At 57.4% G+C, this 19134-nt stretch carries 17 protein-coding genes; 3 read left to right on the top strand and 14 right to left on the bottom strand.

Annotated elements, in window-relative coordinates; genetic code table 11:
- From M7F93_RS04675 to M7F93_RS04655, 5 genes are all read right to left on the bottom strand, one after another.
- A partial coding sequence (locus M7F93_RS04675) for a cytosine permease (protein ID WP_298169843.1) occupies positions 1-1123 on the bottom strand: 1123 nt, incomplete at its 3' end.
- 1 nt (position 1124) lies between these two features.
- Positions 1125-2579, bottom strand: coding sequence for a dihydropyrimidinase (hydA, locus tag M7F93_RS04670; protein ID WP_298169841.1), 1455 nt, complete (start codon positions 2577-2579; stop codon positions 1125-1127).
- A gap of 3 nt (positions 2580-2582) precedes the next feature.
- On the bottom strand, positions 2583-3905 hold the full coding sequence (gene preA, locus M7F93_RS04665) for an NAD-dependent dihydropyrimidine dehydrogenase subunit PreA (protein ID WP_298169838.1): 1323 nt from the start codon (positions 3903-3905) through the stop codon (positions 2583-2585).
- Positions 3895-5223 carry an FAD-dependent oxidoreductase gene (locus tag M7F93_RS04660; protein WP_298169835.1) on the bottom strand — a complete coding sequence of 443 codons (1329 nt, stop codon included), beginning with the start codon at positions 5221-5223 and terminating at the stop codon, positions 3895-3897. Before M7F93_RS04660 ends, preA begins: the two co-directional genes overlap by 11 nt.
- Positions 5224-5235: 12 nt before the next feature.
- Positions 5236-6105, bottom strand: coding sequence for a nitrilase-related carbon-nitrogen hydrolase (locus M7F93_RS04655; RefSeq protein WP_298169832.1), 870 nt, complete (start codon positions 6103-6105; stop codon positions 5236-5238).
- A 420-nt stretch (positions 6106-6525) separates the two neighbouring features.
- Between M7F93_RS04655 and aptA the strand changes: the two genes are divergently transcribed.
- The gene (gene aptA / locus M7F93_RS04650; RefSeq protein WP_298169828.1) at positions 6526-7851 is read left to right on the top strand and encodes an omega-aminotransferase AptA; all 1326 of its coding nucleotides are present in this window, start codon (positions 6526-6528) and stop codon (positions 7849-7851) included.
- Positions 7852-7967: 116 nt separating this feature from the next.
- On the top strand, positions 7968-8525 hold the full coding sequence (locus M7F93_RS04645; protein WP_035191854.1) for a cupin domain-containing protein: 558 nt from the start codon (positions 7968-7970) through the stop codon (positions 8523-8525).
- 78 nt (positions 8526-8603) lie between these two features.
- Here M7F93_RS04645 and M7F93_RS04640 read toward each other — a convergent pair whose 3' ends face one another.
- A complete protein-coding gene (locus M7F93_RS04640) occupies positions 8604-10943 on the bottom strand; it encodes a TonB-dependent receptor (protein WP_298169815.1) in 2340 nt (779 codons plus the stop codon).
- Between the two features lie 275 nt (positions 10944-11218).
- Here M7F93_RS04640 and M7F93_RS04635 point away from each other — a divergent pair, with 275 nt between their 5' ends.
- Positions 11219-12169, top strand: coding sequence for a LysR family transcriptional regulator (locus M7F93_RS04635; protein WP_298169812.1), 951 nt, complete (start codon positions 11219-11221; stop codon positions 12167-12169).
- Between the two features lie 86 nt (positions 12170-12255).
- Here M7F93_RS04635 and ggt read toward each other — a convergent pair whose 3' ends face one another.
- From ggt to M7F93_RS04595, 8 genes are read right to left on the bottom strand one after another with little or no spacing between them, the layout of a single operon-like run.
- Positions 12256-13875: a gamma-glutamyltransferase gene (ggt, locus tag M7F93_RS04630; RefSeq protein WP_298169809.1), complete on the bottom strand. Its 1620-nt coding sequence runs from the start codon at positions 13873-13875 to the stop codon at positions 12256-12258.
- Entirely contained in the window at positions 13872-14480 is a 609-nt protein-coding gene (locus tag M7F93_RS04625; protein ID WP_298169806.1) for a nucleotidyltransferase family protein, read from the bottom strand. Before M7F93_RS04625 ends, ggt begins: the two co-directional genes overlap by 4 nt.
- A 7-nt stretch (positions 14481-14487) precedes the next feature.
- Complete coding sequence (gene hpxZ / locus M7F93_RS04620) at positions 14488-14874, bottom strand: oxalurate catabolism protein HpxZ (RefSeq protein ID WP_298169803.1); 387 nt, start codon at positions 14872-14874, stop codon at positions 14488-14490.
- 13 nt (positions 14875-14887) lie between these two features.
- Entirely contained in the window at positions 14888-16285 is a 1398-nt protein-coding gene (locus tag M7F93_RS04615; protein ID WP_298169798.1) for an AtzE family amidohydrolase, read from the bottom strand.
- Positions 16282-16482, bottom strand: coding sequence for a DUF4089 domain-containing protein (locus tag M7F93_RS04610; RefSeq protein ID WP_298169795.1), 201 nt, complete (start codon positions 16480-16482; stop codon positions 16282-16284). Before M7F93_RS04610 ends, M7F93_RS04615 begins: the two co-directional genes overlap by 4 nt.
- A 16-nt stretch (positions 16483-16498) precedes the next feature.
- Entirely contained in the window at positions 16499-17440 is a 942-nt protein-coding gene (locus M7F93_RS04605; protein ID WP_298169792.1) for an XdhC family protein, read from the bottom strand.
- Positions 17437-18531, bottom strand: coding sequence for a cyanuric acid amidohydrolase (atzD, locus tag M7F93_RS04600; protein ID WP_298169788.1), 1095 nt, complete (start codon positions 18529-18531; stop codon positions 17437-17439). The genes M7F93_RS04605 and atzD overlap by 4 nt, the downstream gene beginning before the upstream one ends.
- Before the next feature lie 18 nt (positions 18532-18549).
- Positions 18550-19134, bottom strand: coding sequence for an ureidoglycolate lyase (locus M7F93_RS04595; protein WP_298169786.1), 585 nt, complete (start codon positions 19132-19134; stop codon positions 18550-18552).

Here is a 19134-nt window from a genome sequence, read left to right as displayed (position 1 = left end):
TCCCCATCACCCCGGTGATGATGCCGCCCGCCCGAAAGCTGATCACCTGGGGTGCCAGATTGGAAAAATCATTGGAGGGGGAGACCACGTTGGCACCCATGTTGATGCTGGTTTGCGCCAGTAGAATGGCCCCCATGGCGATCACCAGAATCCAGCCGTTCTGGCTGATGGCCGGAATCAGCGTGATGGGATTCCACAGGGTTTTATGAAAAATACCCATGGCCGCGGCCGTCACAAAAATGCCGATGAAGCTGGTGCCCACCATCCCCAGCGGCAAACCGATGGACTGCCCCAGCATCTGCGCCCTCTGCGAGCGGGCGAAGCGGGTGAAATCCGGGATATTCAGACTCAGGGTTGCCCAATAGCCCATATTCGCGGCGAGACCGGGCCAGAATATTTCCCAAAAGGTGTGCGTAGAGGGTTTTGCCAGTAGATCCGAGTTACCTAACACCGCCGTAAAACCCTGTCCGGCGATCAGCGCCCAGAGGAAGAGCAGCAAAAGCAGTACGATCAGCATTGGCGCGGCCATGGTTTCAAAGCACTTGATCGCGCGCATTCCCCGCAGGACAATGGCCATTTGCAACGTCCAGAACAGGCCAAAGGCGATAAACTGATGACCACGGATCTGCGCCCACGGGCTCCAGAAATGGGTCATCAGTGCCGATAGCGCCAGTCCACCCAGCCAGGTCTGAATACCGAACCAGCCGCAACCCACCAGACCGCGCGCCATGGCCGCCACCTTGGCGCCCACGGTCCCGAACGATGCGCGGACAAAAACCGGGAAAGGAATGCCATAGCGCGCACCCACATAGGCATTGAGCAGCATGGGAATCAGCACCAGCAGGTTGCCAAGCGTTACGGTGAGCAACGCCTGCCACCAGGTCATCCCCGCCATCATCAATCCGGACGCCAGAGTGTAGGTGGTGAGGACGGCGGACATGCTGATCCAGAGCGCCGTGATGTTCCAGGTGTTCCAGGTCCGTTCCGCGGCACCCAAGGGGGCAAAGTCTGGATTGTAGAGAGGAGAACCCGCCACCTCCGCCTTCAGGCTGGCCAGCGTCGCCCCCTCCGGGACGACAATCGCCGACCAGGAGGTCTGCCGGGTATCGCGCGGCGCGGTCATTTCAATGATCCGGCCGACCACGGTTCACGATCCGGGCCGGATGGCGGTCATTGTGCTGTTGCTGGGCGCGCATGAAAGGGGCAAACGCCGGACGCGAAACATAACGACCCGCGCCGGGTTCCACCTGCAGGCGACCGTGCGCAAACACCACTTTCCCCTGACTTATGGTATATACGGGGCCACCACTGACTTCCATACCCTCAAACACGTTGAAATCGACCTGCTGATGCTGGGTTTCCGCGGCGATCGTCCGGCGCAACTGCGGGTCCCAGACGACGATATCCGCATCGCCGTCCGCCTGAATCACTCCCTTGCGCGGATAGATGTTAAAAATCCGGGCGGCGTTGCTGGAAGTCAGCGCCACAAAATCGTTGGCCGTCAGGCGCCCCATATTCACGCCATGGTGCCAGAGCACCGCCATCCGGTCCTCGACACCGGCGGTGCCGTTGGGAATCCGCGCGAAATTCTCCTGACCCATGGCCTTCTGGTCCCCGCAGAAGCAGCAGTGATCGGTCGCGGTGGTCTGCAGAATACCGCCGCTCAAAGCCTCCCACAGGGCTTCCTGATGCGGACGCGGACGGAAGGGTGGGCTCATGACGTGCGCCGCGGCGCGCTTCCAGTCCTTGTCGTAGTACACCGATTCGTCAATCAGTAAATGCTGGGTCAGGCATTCGCCGAAGACCCGCTGCCCCTGACGGCGCGCGCGCGCAATGGCGTCCACGGATTCGATAGTCGAGTTGTGAACCAAATAAATGGGCACCCCAAGAATACCGGCGATCTGAATCACCCGGTTCGCGGCCTCTCCTTCGACTTTGGGGGGGCGCGATTGGGGATGCCCCTCCGGACCAACGATGCCCTTTTTCAGCAAGAGTTTTTGCAGATAGTCGACCAGTTCGCCATTTTCGGCATGCACCGTCGGCAGCGCACCCAGGGCCAGCGCGCGCGGGAAACTCTGGGTGAGCACGCCATCATCGGCCATGATGGCCCCTTTATAGGCCATGAAATGCTTGAAGCTATTGATCCCCCAGTCACGCACCAAAGTACCCATGTCTTCATACACCGATTCGTCCCACCAGGTGATGGCGACGTGAAAGGAGTAGTCGGCACAGCTCTTTTCCGCCCACGCGCGCCACTTATGGTAGGCATCCAGGAGGCGTTCGCCGGGATTGGGAATGACGAAATCAATGATCATGGTGGTGCCGCCCGCCAGTGCCGCCGCCGTGCCGCTGAAAAAATCCTCGCTGGCGACCGTGCCCATAAAGGGCAACTGCATATGGGTGTGGGGATCGATGCCGCCGGGCAGGACCAAGCAGCCGCTGGCATCGACGATCTCCATCCCCTGTGACGCGCTGAGCCCCGGCTCGACGGCGACGATCTTTCCGGCCTCGCAATAAACGTCGGCGGCAAAACTCCGGTCGGCATTGACCACGGTCCCGTTTCTGATCAGTAGTGACATCGACTAGTCTCCCTGGCCTTCGCCACTCGGGCGCGGTGCCATCGGATTGTTGGGATGTTGTGTCCAGTTCATGGGCTGTGCGGTGATGGGCACACCCGTGCGCGGATCGACACCACTTGCCATGGCTGCCATGCTGATGCAATCACTGACCGGGCAGACCGCAACACAAAGATTACAGCCGACACAGTCTTCGGCACGCACCTGGTAACGCCCGCTATCCGCGACGCGACCAATAGCCTGATGGGAAGTATCCTCACAGGCGATATAACAGCGACCACAACCAATGCAGCGATCGACGTCAATTTGAGCTTTCGTGACAAAATTGAGATTAAGCTGGCTCCAGTCGCTGACATTGGGGACCGCCCGCCCGATAAAATCTTCCAGGCGGGTATGACCCTGCTCGGTCATCCAGGTCTGCAGGCCGCCCACCAGGTCCTCGATAATGCGAAACCCATAGAGCATCGCTGCCGTACAAACCTGAACATTGCTTGCACCCAACGCCATGAATTCTGCCGTGTCGCGCCAGGTACCGACGCCCCCTATGCCCGAGATGGGAAGACCAGCGAGGGTGGGATGCCGGGCAATTTCCGCCACCATATTCAGGGCGATGGGTTTGACCGCCGGTCCGCAGTAGCCGCCATGGGTCCCCTTGCCATCCACGGTCGGCATGGGGGCCATCCGCTCCAGATCGACACTGACGATGGAGTTGATGGTGTTGATCAGCGATACCGCATCGGCGCCACCCGTCTGTGCCGCCACCGCACCCCAGGTGATATCGGTCACGTTGGGCGTTAGTTTGACGATCACCGGTAGCCCCGTGTGCGCCTTGGCCAGGCGCGTTACCATTTCGACCAGTTCGGGCGCCTGCCCCATGGCGGAGCCCATACCACGCTCCGACATCCCATGGGGACAACCCAGATTGAGCTCAATCCCGTCGGCGCCCGTGGCCTCGACACGCGGCAGCCATTCCGCCCATACCGACTCCTCCAGAGGGAACATCACCGACACCACCACCGCCCGATCGGGCCACTGCGCCTTGATTTCCGCAATCTCGCGCAGATTGCTCAGGATGGAGCGGTCACTGATCAGCTCGATATTGCTGAAACCCTGCACCCGGCGATTGTCGCCCTGCCAGAAGCCATAGCGGGGGCCGTTTACGTTCACCACCGGCGGATCGATGCCCAGCGTCTTCCAGACGACACCGCCCCAACCCGCTTTGAAGGCGCGCTGCACATTCACCGCGCGGTCGGTCGGCGGCGCCGAGGCCAGCCAGAAGGGGTTGGGTGAACGGATACCGACAAACTCGGTGCTTAAATCAGGTTTCATGGCGCAAATCTCCAAGCATCGATAGCACCGCCCGCTTAGCATCGGCAACAGCATGTACGGTCAGATCGTCACTGCGCCCCACGCAATCACCGGCCGCCCAAACACCCGGCAGACTGGTGCGAAAATCCGCATCTACGGCAATTTTTCCGTGCGCATCCAGCTGCAGGGACGCGCCATCCTCACCCCAGACTTCCGGGTTGAAACGCTGGCCAATCGCCGTAAATACCTGATCTACCGCCCAGCGCAGGGGTTGTCCCTGATCAACGCAGCGCTCATCCTGCAATACAGTGGGCTGCAACCAGATCGCCACACAGTCACCACCTTCTCCTTCAATCCGCAATGGGCGCCGGAAATGATGAATGAGGACCCCCTGATCCCGGGCCAGTTGCTGCTCCCTGGCGCTGGCGCCCATCGCCTCGGGACCACGGCGATAGCACAGATGCACCTCCTCGGCCCCCAACAAGCGAATTTGCACAGCGATATCCATGGCGGTCATGCCCCCGCCGATCACCGCCACCTTTTGTCCGACCGGCACAGGTTCACCCCGGCGCATCCGGGCGATAAAAGGCACCGCGGGGAGCACTCCGGCAAGATCTTCACCAGGAATCTGAAGGCGATGCTGCCCCTGCAATCCGAGGGCCAGAAAAACGGCGTCATAGTCGCTGCGCAATTGCGCGAGGGCGATATCCCGGCCCAAAGCCATACCGCAGCGCAACTGAATGCGATCCCCGGTCAACAGATGGGCGACTTCGTGCTGCGCCGCGTCATCCAGCATCTTGTAGGCGGCAATGCCACTTTCATTGAGTCCGCCAGCCCGCGCTTGTGCCTCGAAGAGATCCACCGCAAAGCCCTCGCGAGCAAGCAAATAGGCACCGGCAAGCCCGGCCGGACCCGCGCCCACTACCGCGATTTTTTGCGCTCGCACCTCTGCTGTGGCCGCGGGAAAGAGGTCAGGCGACGCCTGCGCCATAGACAGACGCTGCAAGCGCCCAATACGCACCGGCCCCCCCTCCTCGCCCTGGCGCACACAGGACTGTTCGCAGAGGGATTCCACGGGGCAGACCCGCGCGCAGGACCCTCCCAGCGGATTGGCCTGCAGGATACGTTCTGCCGCCCGGGCGGGCTGCCCCACGGCGATCGCCCGGATAAAGCCGGGAATGTCGATATCCGTCGGGCAAGCGGTTACGCAAGGGGCGTCATGGCAGTAGTAACAACGCTCCGCCTCCATTGGCGCTTCACTCGCCGGAAGCACCTCCTCCAGCGGACGGAAGCGCGCTTCCAGCAACTCCGGGCTGAGTATTACGGTAGATAACGACATCGCTTCCTCTGCCTATGGCCGACAGAGATCGCCGTACATATCCGGCCGCCGATCCCGATAAAACTGCCAGAGGTCACGCACTTCCGCGATCTGCCCGAGATCCAGGTCACTGACCAGCACCTCTTCCTGATCGCGGCTCGCCTTGGCGATAATCTGTCCACGCGGATTGGCAAAATAGCTCTGCCCGTAAAACTCGCCGATGTTCCACGGCGCTTCGGTACCGATGCGATTGATCGCGCCGACAAAATACCCATTGGCGGCGGCATGCGCCGGTTGCTCCAGCGTCCAGAGATACTCGGACAAACCGGCCACCGTCGCCGAAGGATTCAGCACGATTTCCGCCCCGTTCAGGCCCAAAGCCCGGGCACCCTCCGGGAAATGACGGTCATAACAGATATACACACCGATTTTCGCGTAAACCGTCTGAAAAACCGGATATCCGAGATTGCCGGGCCGGAAAAAAAACTTCTCCCAGAAACCCTGCACCTGGGGAATGTGGGTCTTGCGGTACTTGCCGAGATAACTGCCATCGGCATCGATCACCGCCGCCGTGTTGTAATAAACTCCGGCCATTTCCCGCTCATACACCGGCACGACGATCACCATCTGATGCTTCTGGGCAAGCTCCTGCATCAGACGGATCGTCGGGCCATTGGGGACTTCCTCGGTCAAACCATACCAGCGAGTATCCTGACTTGGGCAAAAATACGGTCCATAAAACAGTTCCTGCATACATAATATTTGTGCCCCCTGCGCCGCCGCCGCCGCGATGTGTTGCAGGTGGCGGGCGATCATTTCTTCCTTGATTTGTGCCGGTGACAGTGATTCGGCCTCCGCCGTTTGCGCGGCTTGAATGAGGGCGGTACGAACAATTTGGCTCATGGCTGACCTTCCTGAGAGGCTAAGATGATTCCTGGTGTAAATAACGGCCAATAGCTTTCTAAAATAATCATGCAATGCGTATGCCAAGGTTGGCAAAGCTACAGAGGCAATCAATAAAACATGTATATTGCACTGTTTTCAATGGTTAATATTACATTAATACCTTGGCAGATACTCACCTGGCAAACAGCCCATAGGCATAACGTGAACATTTTATTCATCAACCAAGTGCCGTAATGCACCAACAAAAAGCAGCCGCACCCCTTGTTGCACCAACATGGTGCGGAATATTATAATCAACAATGTATGGTCGCCCAATGTGCAGTACTGCAATAGATACTTGCGTCGTCCTCTATTAAGGCATGAATTTTGCCTAATATCGTCAACACCCTAAGCCGCTCCACCTCACTTGGATAGACCATGGACGAACTGACTAAAACCGCACCACTTGCTAACCCCGCCTGCTGGCTGCCTTTCACGGCAAATCGTGCTTTTCTCCAACAACCCCGGCTCCTGAGCCGGGCGCGAGGCATGTATTACTGGACACCAGATGAACGTCCCATTTTGGACGGCACCGCCGGCCTCTGGTGTGTCAATGCCGGACACTGTCGCCCGGAAATCAGCGCGGCCATTGCCCAACAAGCCGCGGAAATGGATTTCGCGCCCACTTTTCAGATAGGCCATCCCCTGGTCTTCACTCTGGCGAAGCGCCTGATCCAGTGGATGCCCTCTGCCCTGAATCATGTTTTTTTCACCAACTCCGGATCCGAATCTGCGGATACGGCCTTAAAAATCGCGCGCGCCTACCACTTCAACCGGGGCGAACCGGAGCGCACGCTCTTTATTGGCCGCGAGAAGGCTTATCACGGTGTCGGTTTCGGCGGGCTCAGTGTCGGTGGCCTACCGCGCAACAAGGAAGCGTTCGGACCGCTGCTGGAAGCGGATTTTTTACCCCACACCCTGGATCAAAGCCGCAATCGCTTCGACCAGGGGCTGCCAGAGTGGGGAGAAGACCCCGCCCTTGCTCTGGACGAAATTGTCCGGCGCCATGGTGCCGAGCGCATCGCGGCCGTCATTGTTGAACCGGTTGCGGGGTCTGCTGGAGTCATCGTTCCTCACCGGGATTATCTGCGGCAACTGCGTGAAGCCTGTGATACACATGGTCTCTTGCTGATTTTTGACGAAGTCATTACTGGCTTCGGCCGTTTGGGGACCCCTTTCGCCACGGATTATTTCAGCGTCACTCCCGATCTCCTGACCACCGCCAAGGGGCTGACCAATGCCGCCGTTCCCATGGGGGCCGTCTTCGTCAGTGACGCCATTTATCAGGCCTTTATGCAGGGCAGCGATCGTGGCATCGAACTCTTTCACGGCTATACGTATTCGGGTCACCCCCTGGCCTGTGCGGCGGCTCTGGCCGCCCTGGACATTTACGAACAAGAGGGGCTTCTGACCCGCGGCGCAGAACTGGCACCCTACTTTGAAAAAGCCATTCACAGCCTGCATGAATTACCCAAAGTTATCGATATCCGCAACATCGGCATGATGGCCGCCATCGATCTGGAAAGCCTTCCCGATGCCTTTGGCGCACGTGGCATGGCCGCCTTGCAAAGCGCTTTCGACAAGGGTCTGCTGATTCGCACGACAGGTGACACCATTGCCTTATCTCCTCCCCTGATTATTCAAAGGGACGCAATCGACGAAATCGCCGACATACTCCGCAACGTCATCGGCAATTTACGCTAAGGACAACACACCCCGGAACTCACCGCCTTTTTTGCATCATTTCTCGGATTATCTATTTTGCATCATTTCTCGGATTATCTATAATGTGGAAACCCTATCCATTTGGATTCTTACCCATGAGCAATAGCGATGACATTGGCCACCGTCTTCTGTTGGTGCGCAAAATTTACGGCCTGACCCAGCGCGAGTTATCCCGGCGCGCCGGCGTTACTAACGGTGCCATATCCCTGATTGAACAAAATCGGGTCAGCCCTTCTATCAGCTCGCTTAAAAAAATTCTTGATGGCATTCCCATGTCCATTGCCGAGTTCTTTACCTTGGACTTGGTACCTTCCGATGAAGTTTTTTTCCGTGCCGACGAACTGCCCGATATCGCCATGGATCCCAAAATCATCATGAAACTTTTAGGGCGCCGATCCAAAGGCCGGGCCATGCAGATCATGCACGAATATTATGAGCCGGGCGCCGATACCGGTGAAGCCATGCTGCGCCATAACGGTGAAGAGGGTGGCATCATCGTCCGGGGCACGATTCAACTGACCATTGGTGACAAGGTGCAAAGCCTTTCTCCCGGTGATGGATACTACTTCGATAGTCAGCTCCCGCATCGCTTCGTCAATGCGGGGCATGAAATCTGTGAAATAGTCAGCGCCAACTCACCCCCCAGCTTCTGACCACCGTCAATCCCAGCGCGTAAAAAACTTGAGTGATGCTCCGACAACCAACCTGCGGCATCACGCTGAGTTTTTACCCTAAAAAACCATTTTTACGGTTCCGAAGAAGGAGCGCGGCATCATCGGCTCCGCTTCTAAATAGTTGCCGGGCTGATTGATATAAGGGAACTGCTTTTCCAGCACCGAGGCTTCGGAGTTCAGGAGATTCACTCCACTCAGGCTGAGCGTCACATTTTTGAATCCGTACTGATGTATCCGAAAGGTATGCGCAAGATTGAAGTTCATGGTCGCATAGGCGGGCATACTGATGGAAGTTGGTGCACCCGTACTGGCCTCAATATATTGCGGGCCGACCAGATTGCCGTACAACCGGGCGCGCGTACCCATGTAATGCCCTTCTATCCCCATACCCGCAAGGTAAGTCGGGGTATTGGCCCGCGGCTCTCCAATGCTGGTGGCAACTCCATAGGCGCTTGACGAGTTTGAGGTGTAATGCGCCGCCTGAAGCGAGTAGTTCCCATAAAGCGATATATAATTATCTAGCGCGTAAGCAGTGGCAATGTTAATGCCCTGATACGATGAAGAACCGATATTGTACTCATAAGTCAGCCCTGTTGTTGTATCATAGTAGGAACTGAACGTATGTGCGAAGTCTGAGCGATAGAAAGAAATGCTCGCATCAAGGCCATCATGTTTGTAAGCCGCCCCAAACTGGTACGTGTTGACTTGCTCCGGTTTTATCGTCACCGGCGTCGATGGCGATGTCGAGGTGGCATTACTATCAGCCGCATAAAATGCAGTGATGTTCGGATACTTGTACCCGACCGCATAGTTGGCATACAGCGTTACCGCTTTTATCGGCTTATACTGGATGCCGGCGTATGGACTCACCTCACTGTAAGAGCGGCCACTGCTGGCACCTACGGTGTAGTAGTACCCCGGTACATCATTGATATGCGTGCTTACCGTCTCATATTTCAGACCAGGGGTAATCGCCAAAGAGCGCGTCAGCTTGATTTTGGCTTGCGCATAGAGCTTACCGTACAGACGCCATGCGTGCTCATTCCAGAGGTTATTGTAACCGGCCACTTCGGGGACATTCGGGCTTCCGTAAACATAGTCCCGAGAATGATACAGAGAGACCGCGCCCAGCCCTCCAGCTTTCAAGTCCACATAATGACTGAGCCACTCGACAGAAGGATTAAACCCGAAAGTATTTGTGGTATAGCTATAACTGTGATAATTATCCCCGTTAATAGTTTGCGCCTGACATGCCGCAGAATTGTTACCGGCAAAATCATTCCCCGAATACTGGCAGACGGTTTGTGCCGGGTTCAGATAAAAAGTGACAAAACTGTTGTAAGGCGAATTGGCACTGGGATTCACATATTCCAAACGATTGGAGTTGGTGTAGGCATAAAATCCCTTGACACCAAAAACAGCGTGAGAAGATATAAGCGTTTTATTCTGCACAATAGCCATCATGTGTTCCGCCGTGCTATTCGCGTAGGTGAAAGACAGTGGCCACTGATAATAAGGTCCATACTGCTGCAACAGCGCGGTCGGCATTCGCGCGGCGGTGGCACCTTGGTTTTTATTCAGCAAAAATATGACTGACCATTTTGAGGTCGGCGAAATTTGCGGCAAATCATAGGCCGCATAGTAGGAGTACTCGCGATCAGGACTGTGGTCCAGGTAGCCTGCGGTCTGCCGCGAAGAGAATCTCAGCAGGAGATTACCATAGCCAGGACTTACGCCAGTGTTGACCTCAGCACCATAGCTGCGCGTGTTAAAAGAACCAAAACCAGCAAATACCGACTCGTAACGTTTTGCCGACGGAATCTTCGGAAGATAATCAATATTTCCGCCGATAGCCCCGATGGCGTTGATATCCGGAGCCGGTGTACCGTAAGTCACCCGGACACCTGAGGTCTCACCCAGGGTGACCGGGATGAGATTCGTCAAGTCTGCATAATTATTATTTCCGCCGGACAAGCCACCGTTGAACAGATCAGCAATGGGCAAGTTATCAAAGGTATAGCCCACCTGCGTTTGGGAGAAGCCACGCACCGAAATGTGCGTCTTAACCCCGATGGGATTGGTGCTGGTAGCATTGACCCCAGGTACAAAACTCAGAATGGTAGAGGCATTTTGCGTAGACTCCTGACCCTCCAGAAACTTTTGGGGGATGAGTGCGGTTTCAGCACCATAGACGGGTTTGACCTGGGTAAGCGCCGCTTTCTCGACGATTCTCAGCAAATTCTTAGAAACCGACTTAATCTTGTAGACTTTCTTTGCCGGATGCGGGGTCGCCGTGGTAGGCGTAGCCGCGTCCACCGGCTGCAGCGAGCTACCCAGAAATCCTGTCGCCATTAACAACAGGCTTTGTCTCAAAAGGCGTTTATTGGCTTTGTTCATTATCGGCTCCTGTAGTTATACCAACACATCAATAACAAGCAGCATACGTGCCATACCTGCTTGTTTGCCCAAACAGCGAGACCGCGCCTTTTGTCGCTCCATCATGGTGCAGGGAGGCATTATTCGCCCCAAAATGGAGCAACCAGCGCCGATCCCAGCTTGCTGACAGAACATTGCCTGCCTCTGTTGTTGTATAATGGCCATTTACAACGCACGATTAAAGTGCTATTTTTTTGCCAATGCGTCACATAAAACGCAACGCTCAGGGCTTTGCCATGAAACATCTGCGCCTCTTTACCTACATCGATACCATTGTCAAAGAAGGATCGGTACGTCGTGCGGCTGAAAAGCTGCACATTACAGCATCGGCACTGGACCGCCGCGTTCAGGACTTGGAAGAAGAATTGGGTACCGGCATTTTCGAACGACATCCACGGGGAATGCGCCTCTCTGCAGCGGGAGAAGTTTTTTTGGGTTACGTGCGTCGCCATCTTTCTGATATGCAGCGTTTACGCTCGGAAATAGACAGCCTCAATGGTTTACGCCGGGGACATGTTGCGCTGGCCGTCAGTCCGGCACTGGCCACGGACTTCATTCCCCGAATTATTAAGACATTTAGGGAACAGTATCCGGGCGTTTCATTTTCGGTAACTGTGGCGAAACACAGCGATGCTGTTCGCGCACTGTTGGCCTTTGAGGCAGACCTGGTGGTTATCGTTGCGCCCCCCAAACATCCGGACGTAATCGACCTGGCGATTTCCGAGCAACCTTTGATGGCGGCTATGGATATTGCGCACCCGCTCGCCAGACAGAGCACCGTACGCTTGAGTGACTGCATCCAGTACCCATTGGTATTGCCAGCGCCCGGGCTGACCTCCCGCGAAATGTTGGAGTCCGTGTTGCACAGCCGCCGCGCGGAAACCCGGATTGCGGCAGAAACCAACTCTTACGAGGTAATGCGCGGCCTTCTTTACAGCACACAAAATGTCGGTTTTGTGATATCAACAGGCACCCCCAAAGACCGCATAAATGAAAACATTATCTATCGGCCGATCTCGGCGATAGATATACGCCCGGTACCCTTGGTCTGTGCCCAGCTGAAAAACCGCGGCATTTCAGTCTCCGCTGCCCGATTTTCCAATTACATTGCGGAGGAGTTGAACAATATCAGCCTGTCTACCGAAAGTGAGAATGATCGCGGAGGTGTGTCGAGTCCGGATTATTGAATTTTTTCTGCCCTCGCTGCTCGTCGCGGTCACCAGCACGTCCAGATCGCCGTGAATTTGATGGGTAAAGCGCGCCACCGACGCGCTCAGGGTACAGCGACCCCACCATCACTACGCGGATCCGCAGCGCCCGCAAATCCGCCTTCGGGATCACGCGCTACCATCCCAGCATGACCCATAAAATCACTGTAACCCGGAACCCATGACACTTGATGCCCCCAGCGCTGCAAATCCTCAAAAATGGTCCGGGAATAGCGCTGCTCCAGACGCAAACCCGCCGAGGCCTCTCCCCAGGTCCGCCCATACAGCCAGCGCGGGCTGGATACGGACTCGGCGAGGGAAAGCCCATAGTGCTTGGCGCGCATCAACAGCGCCGCCTGGGTTTGCGGCTGACCGTCCCCGCCCATACTGCCATAGGCGAGTTGCACCCGCCCCTCCTCGGCATAAAACGCGGGATTCAGGGTATGAAAAGGGCGTTTTCCGGGCTCCAGCACATTGATATGCCCCGGCTCCAGAGAAAAAGCACAGCCGCGATTGTTCCACAGTACCCCAGTATTACCCACCACCACACCGGTGCCAAACTCATGGTAGAGGCTCTGAATCACACTCACCATCCGCCCCTGACCATCCACCACTCCAAACCAGACCGTATCGCCTTTGGCCAGCCCAATCGGTGACGGCCTCATTGCACTATGGCGCTGTATCCCTTTGGCGCAGTGATCCAGAAAATCCGGGGTCAGTAACGACGCAATATCCAGATCGCCGAAGTCAGGATCAGCCACCAGCCGGTCCCTGTACTTGAAGGCCAGTTTGGTGATTTCTACCGTGTTATGAATGAGTTCCGCACCCAGGTGATCCGCACTATGCAATCCAACACGATGGAGCAGAGCAAGAATCATGAGTGAAGCTACGCCTTGGGTGGGTGGTGGCATATTGATGGCTTCCCCAGCACCAAAGGTGGTGCGTAAGGGTTCCACCCAGCGGGGCCTGAAGCTGTGCAGATCGGCTTCCGTCAGTAAGCTGCCAGCAGCTTTAAGACCTTTCGCCATTTGCCAGGCAAGCCGGCCGCGATAAAAAGCCTCGGCACCGTTTTCGGCAATAATCCCGAGAGTTTGCGCCAGCGCCCGCTGAGTCCATAACTGCCCCGGCAGCAAGTGCTTTCCCGTCGGCGTATACTGTGCCGCAAAGCCCGGCTGATGACAGAGCGTATCGCCGAACCGAGCCAGGGTATGGCTCTGATTAGGACTGATCGGAAATCCCGTAGCGGCATGGCAATAGGCGCTCTCCAGCAAACCCGACCAGGATTTGTGGCCCTGCCACTGGTCTCTGGAGAACCCAAATGCGGCCCCCCAGCCAGCCACCGCGCCCGGCACCGTCACGGCAGACAAGCCACCCCGGAACGGTATCTCGCGCAGTCCCCGGTCACGAAACAGCGCCGCCGAATAGTGCCGCCCTGCCGGACCAGCAGCAGCCAGCCCGCGCACGTTGTATGCACCACCATCCGAAATCAGCCAGAACGCATCACCGCCCAACCCATTCATATGGGGATAAACCACGGAGAGGGTCGAGGCCACCGCAATACCCGCTTCTATGGCATTACCACCACTGCGCAAAATAATGGCTCCAGCCTCGGCGGCCAGGGCGTGGGGCGCACTGACGGCACCGCCCTCCGAACTGGCCGACAAGGAGATTTGAACGGGTTTCACAGAATGGACCTCAGTTTGTGACGCGCTGAACACCATTCCCGGCGGGTGTTCAGCCGGGAATAACGTAAAAAATGATTCCACGGCAAGCGAATATGCTCTGCCGCCGACAAATAACCCAGTTGCCGATCTAACCTTGCATCGGCTGCATCCACAGGTACTGCGCAGAGTGACTGTGACCAACACTGCGACACCATCAGCGGATGTCCGCCGCTACCCCAGCGATCTATCGGACTTACTGCCGCAATATTCCGAGCATGTGCGATGCGCCGCAGCCGCCTGAGCCATGGCACGGGCGGCAAAATCGTATCTACCGGTACGACCAGCCCATGATCCGATGGATGATGCAGTCCCACCTGGAGCGTCGAGAAAGGCCCACGTCCTGCCTGAAAATTATGGCGCCTTCCCACACGACGATGCAGGCAGTCCAAAACCCGTCGTGGCCGGTGCCCCGTCACCACCAGCACTGGGGCGAACCCCGCCTGCCGCAAGATATCCACCTGCCGGTCGATCCAACTCCGGCGCTCTCCGCTGAGATGCAAGCACGCTTTGTGCCGTCGTCCGGAGCGCCGGGACTGGCCGCCCGCCAGAATGATGGCCGCAGCCACAGTGCAGCTAAGTCGCCTTCGGCAGCAGACTCACATGCGCCGCCACAATCCGCCATCCCTGCGGGGTGCGTAGCCAGGTCTGACTTTGCCGCCCATGTACATGATCACGTCGAAACTCCGTATTGGCTGTCGCAAAATCCTGGCCATAAGTAGTAATCATCGTGTTGACCAGTTCCCGGTTGAGGGCCGGTGCCGGACGCGATGCGCGAAACTCGGATATCTCCTTGTACCCATAAAGATTTTCAGAGACTCCGTAGCGCAAGGTATACGCACTGTCCCAAAATAGCTCGTCCAATACCTGAACGTCGTTTTCAACCAATGCTTTTTCATAACGGAAAAAAGCGGCCTGCACTTCTTGTAAGACTTCTGGCGCATTGATTTCGGCGTGACTCATGGGATTTTTCCTCTTAGGGTGTGGGGATTGGACAGGTGAATCCGTACAACTCCAGTTGTCTGGCGACCTTAAGCGCCTTTGCTTCCTGCCAGGGTGCCGCAACAATCTGAACACCAATAGGCATCGCCCCCGCACTGGCCACCGGCACCACCACCACCGGGAGGCCAATGAAGGAGAGGGGCTGGGTGTATAAACCCAGATGGGGCCGGACTAACATCTGCTCACCGTCCAGCTCCATAGTACGCTGGCCGATGGCAGGCGCCGACATGGGCGTGGCAGGTGCCAGCAACAGGTCGTAACGCGCAAAAACCTTGAGCACTTCCGCCCGGTACCAATGCCGGAAACGCTGGGCTTGAATACTCCAGGAAGCCGGCAGCAAAGTACCGGCCAGCATGCGATCCCGCACGTCCGGGTCATAGTCGGCGGCATGATGACGCAGACGGTCCAGATGCAGATTACTGCTTTCGGCATTGGTGATGAGATAGGCGGCGGCGCGCGCCTGAGCGGTGCCGGGAATTTCGATCTGCTCGGTTACCTGCAGTGCAGCGGCAACCCTTGCCAAGGCCTGTTCTGCGGCAGGCGTTGCCTGTTGCGCAAAATAGCCGCCCGCCACCGCGATGTTCAGGCCACCAATCCCTTCTGCCAGCAGGCCACTGACCAGCTCATTCGGCCTGTCCGCGCAAACAGGGTCCGCTGCATCCGTCCCTTGCATCGCGTCATAGGCCAGTGCGAGATCCACCACACTGCGTGCCAGTGGGCCGATATGATCGAGACTGGGACAGAAAGGAAAGGCTCCGGCTCGGGACAAGCGTCCGTAGGTCGGCTTCAGCCCAAAAATACCGCAGAGAGAAGAGGGCACCCGAATAGAGCCATTGGTGTCAGAACCCAGAGCAATGGGCACCATGCCTCCGGCCACGGCCGCGCCACTACCGCCACTGGACCCTCCGGTCATTCGCGACAGGTCATGGGGATTACGGGACGGCCCATAATGAATGTTTTCACCTGTAAAATCGTAGGCATACTCGCCCATGTTGAGGGCGCCCAGCATAATGGCGCCAGCCTCGGTCATGCGCCGCACGGCAGTCGCGTCGGTGGCGGCGGGGGCATCTTGCTGATTGATTTTTGACCCGGCGAGGGTAATCTCGCCCTGCAGATCAAAGAGATTTTTGACCGCAAAAGGTACGCCTGCCAAAAGCCCGGGGTCTTTGCCCTGCGCCACCTTCTGGTCCACCGCCTCCGCTTCCCGCAAAGCACGCGCTTCCGTGATGTCGGTGAAGGCGTTGATCTCGCCGTTGCGGGCATGAATATGGCAGAAGGTATCTTGCAACACATCGGCGGCACGCCACTCGCCGCGACGGACCCGCTGCGCAATTTCCGCCGCGTGCAGAAAGGCATCGTTCACTGTACTCATGGGCGGAATACCGGAGCCAAATCTTCCGTCATGTCCAGCGGATGTGCTTCCAACACCTTGGCCATCCGCGCACTCAGCAGGAAATAATTCTTCACGTCGGCACGCCATTCTTCGCGCACTTCGAGCCCTAACGCATCGAAGAGATAATTCATGTAATGTTCCACAGACATCTCAGCATCGGTTTTCGGCGGATTCATCCGGCTTTTCCTTCTGTTAAAAATCGGTTTTTTGCTGCCGTAATCGCAATAGTTCCGCCAGCACGCTGATCGCGATCTCCGCGGGTTTTTTACCCAATCCGGGCAGCCCCATGGGCATATGCAGATGCTGCGGCATGGCATAGCCAGCCCGCGACAAGGCATGACTGAAACGCGCCGCCTTGGACCGACTGGCAATCACCCCGAGATAAGCCAGGGGTTTCCCGATAAAATGCTCCAGTAACGCATAATCCATGGCATGACTGTAGGTCATGATCAGCACCACGGCATCGGTTGCAGGAGCCTGCAGATCCACCCAGGACCATTGGTCTACCACGGCAACCTCTGGCGGGAAGGCCGCAGGATCAGCCCATTCGACCCGCTCATCAAATACCGATAAAGCAAAATCCAATTCGTGCGCCATCCTGGCAACCGCCCGCCCCACATGCCCTGCACCAAAAATCCACAGGGGCTGACGGTGGGGAGCAGGGAGCGCGAAGTACAGCCCCTCGGCATCCATACCGGGTAAGTCAGCCCGCGAGAGCGCCGCCAAAGACTCAGCCGCCCCCATTGACCGTCCCAGACGGGTCATCCCGGCCATCAATTGCAAATTACCCGCGGCGTCCCGCTGATAAACACGGGACGCACCCGCTTGGTACAACTCGGAAAAAAACAAAGGCACGTCCAGCACGGTGATTTCCACCTGCCCACCGCAGCACTGATCACCCTCCGTGCCCAGGGTAAAACTCAGCAAGGCCGGGAACACGTCAGAACGAGGCATTCGCAACGCCTGGCAAATTTGATATTCCATGTGACCACCACCCACGGTACCGCGCAGGGAGCCATCTTCCAGCAAGTACATACTGGCCCCTACCGCCGTGGGCGCAGAGCCTCGCACCTGGATCACAACCGCCTCCCGGACGACGCGCAAAAGGCGTTGATGACTGGCGGGCACGTTCATGACGACGCATACCCGATCACGGCCACCGGCCCGCCCCCCTGGGGACCCTGATGCTCCGCGCGCGTCGAAACATAAACGCCGGTTTCTCCAGTGACCCCAGCCAACAAGGCGGAGACCACACAGCGGGAATAGCGCATATCGGAGATATCCGCGTCCGTCCACATGGTATGACGACGATGGCGGATATGGCCTCGCGGGTCGGCATCGGATTTGGCGAAGACCGCCAGCACCTTCTCCGCATCGGCAGTCGCCAACTGCCCGTTGACGGGCTGCAGTCCCAACTGATTCAGCACGGCATGGATCGCCGGCACATCGATGATGTCCTGCATCACCCCGTGGGCGATGACCAGATCACCGTCCCACCAGCACGAATTGGCGAACAGCACCATTTCGGAGCGCTGCAACAAGGGCTTGGCGGAAACGCTGGCCCGACTGGAGTACAAGGACCAGTCCCGGTTGATGGCGTCATCCGACAGTTCGGATTCCGCCACCTCACCCAGGGCGAGGGCCACCCCCAGGGCAGAAGCGCCGCGTGACCAGGCCATGTCACAGCGCAGGTGCTCGGCACGGACGTTTTCGGTCGTAGTGGAGTCCAGCGCCGGTATCGCCCCTTTGATCTGCACCAGATGCACATCCTCAGGCTCGACCTGCAAGGTATGCATGAGCCAGGTGACCGCGCGGGCGGTCTCCCGCACCATCGCCATCCGCCCCACTTCCTGCGCGCTGAAAGGGCGGGTATGGGCAGATGCAAGCGCCAGACGTTTTATCGGATACGCTTGCTCGGCTGCCCGGCCTGATACCGCAAACACCAGAATATGCGGCGCCGCAACCCCTTCACTACCGCCCGAAAAGGACAACACCACACGTTCTTCCACCAACTCTGGGCTGCAATCCAAATGCGTTGCCAGCACCTGGCTCACAGCCATCATCGCCAAAGCCCGGGTAAAGTCGTTCATGCCGCCATTACCCTCGGTTTTGCCTATAATCGCGACGATGCTCCGGGGATCTATCGTCCCCTCGGCAATCGCCCGGGCCAGTCCGGAAACGTCGGCAGGGTCTGTCGTAAAAAACCGGTAGACGGAGGTACGCATGGTCTTCGCCTTCTGCGATTAAAAGGGAACCCGGAGCACCCGCCCGGTACGACGTTGGATGTCGATCTTGTACACGTCCCCGTCGTCCATCTCATCTGCTGCCTGAGCGTTCGCCAAAGCAGTGACCACCTCGTCAGAATTCATGGTCATGACCGTCACCGGATCGCCAATGGACATTGGGAAATCGTGCCAGGTACCCGCATGAATCATCACCCCCTGCCCCGCTGGAATGCGAAAAGCGCGGACGTCTTCCAGACGGGGGACATTTTCCCCGCTGCCCTGATTGGGTTTGCCCAGCACCATGGCGAAGGGAATACTGCCCAGCCCGACAAAAATCTGCGTCATATTGAGGTGCCGTTCCAGCCAGGTAATCTCGGGGTTGCGGTGCGATATCCGCGCCGTGCGGACCACCGCGCGACCGGTATATTCAAAATCGAGATTTTGCCCCTCTTCCACACTCCCCTTATAAAAGGGAATTGAAAGTCCGGGCCGGTGTACCGCCTCGCCAATCATCACCCCGTATTCCGCGAGGTTCTCCGGCGTAGCGTCCAGCAATGGGACATCTACATAAACCGTTTCTGTTTGATTTGCATAGGCACCCAT

The sequence above is a fragment of the Acidithiobacillus sp. genome (assembly GCF_027322205.1).
Lineage (GTDB): Bacteria > Pseudomonadota > Gammaproteobacteria > Acidithiobacillales > Acidithiobacillaceae > Acidithiobacillus.
The sequence above is the reverse complement of the archived record's forward strand: the minus strand, read 5'-3'. Positions and strand labels throughout refer to the sequence as shown.

Coding starts and splice junctions, on each gene's coding strand:
- M7F93_RS04605 (WP_298169792.1), bottom strand. CDS start 17,440: ATGAACGTGCCCGCCAGTCATCAACGCCTTTTGCGCGTCGTCCGGGAG.
- M7F93_RS04660 (WP_298169835.1), bottom strand. CDS start 5,223: ATGTCGTTATCTACCGTAATACTCAGCCCGGAGTTGCTGGAAGCGCGC.
- M7F93_RS04655 (WP_298169832.1), bottom strand. CDS start 6,105: ATGAGCCAAATTGTTCGTACCGCCCTCATTCAAGCCGCGCAAACGGCG.
- hydA (WP_298169841.1), bottom strand. CDS start 2,579: ATGTCACTACTGATCAGAAACGGGACCGTGGTCAATGCCGACCGGAGT.
- M7F93_RS04615 (WP_298169798.1), bottom strand. CDS start 16,285: ATGAGTACAGTGAACGATGCCTTTCTGCACGCGGCGGAAATTGCGCAG.
- M7F93_RS04640 (WP_298169815.1), bottom strand. CDS start 10,943: ATGAACAAAGCCAATAAACGCCTTTTGAGACAAAGCCTGTTGTTAATG.
- atzD (WP_298169788.1), bottom strand. CDS start 18,531: ATGCGTACCTCCGTCTACCGGTTTTTTACGACAGACCCTGCCGACGTT.
- M7F93_RS04635 (WP_298169812.1), top strand. CDS start 11,219: ATGAAACATCTGCGCCTCTTTACCTACATCGATACCATTGTCAAAGAA.
- M7F93_RS04595 (WP_298169786.1), bottom strand. CDS start 19,134: ATGGGTGCCTATGCAAATCAAACAGAAACGGTTTATGTAGATGTCCCA.
- M7F93_RS04610 (WP_298169795.1), bottom strand. CDS start 16,482: ATGAATCCGCCGAAAACCGATGCTGAGATGTCTGTGGAACATTACATG.
- preA (WP_298169838.1), bottom strand. CDS start 3,905: ATGAAACCTGATTTAAGCACCGAGTTTGTCGGTATCCGTTCACCCAAC.
- aptA (WP_298169828.1), top strand. CDS start 6,526: ATGGACGAACTGACTAAAACCGCACCACTTGCTAACCCCGCCTGCTGG.
- hpxZ (WP_298169803.1), bottom strand. CDS start 14,874: ATGAGTCACGCCGAAATCAATGCGCCAGAAGTCTTACAAGAAGTGCAG.
- M7F93_RS04645 (WP_035191854.1), top strand. CDS start 7,968: ATGAGCAATAGCGATGACATTGGCCACCGTCTTCTGTTGGTGCGCAAA.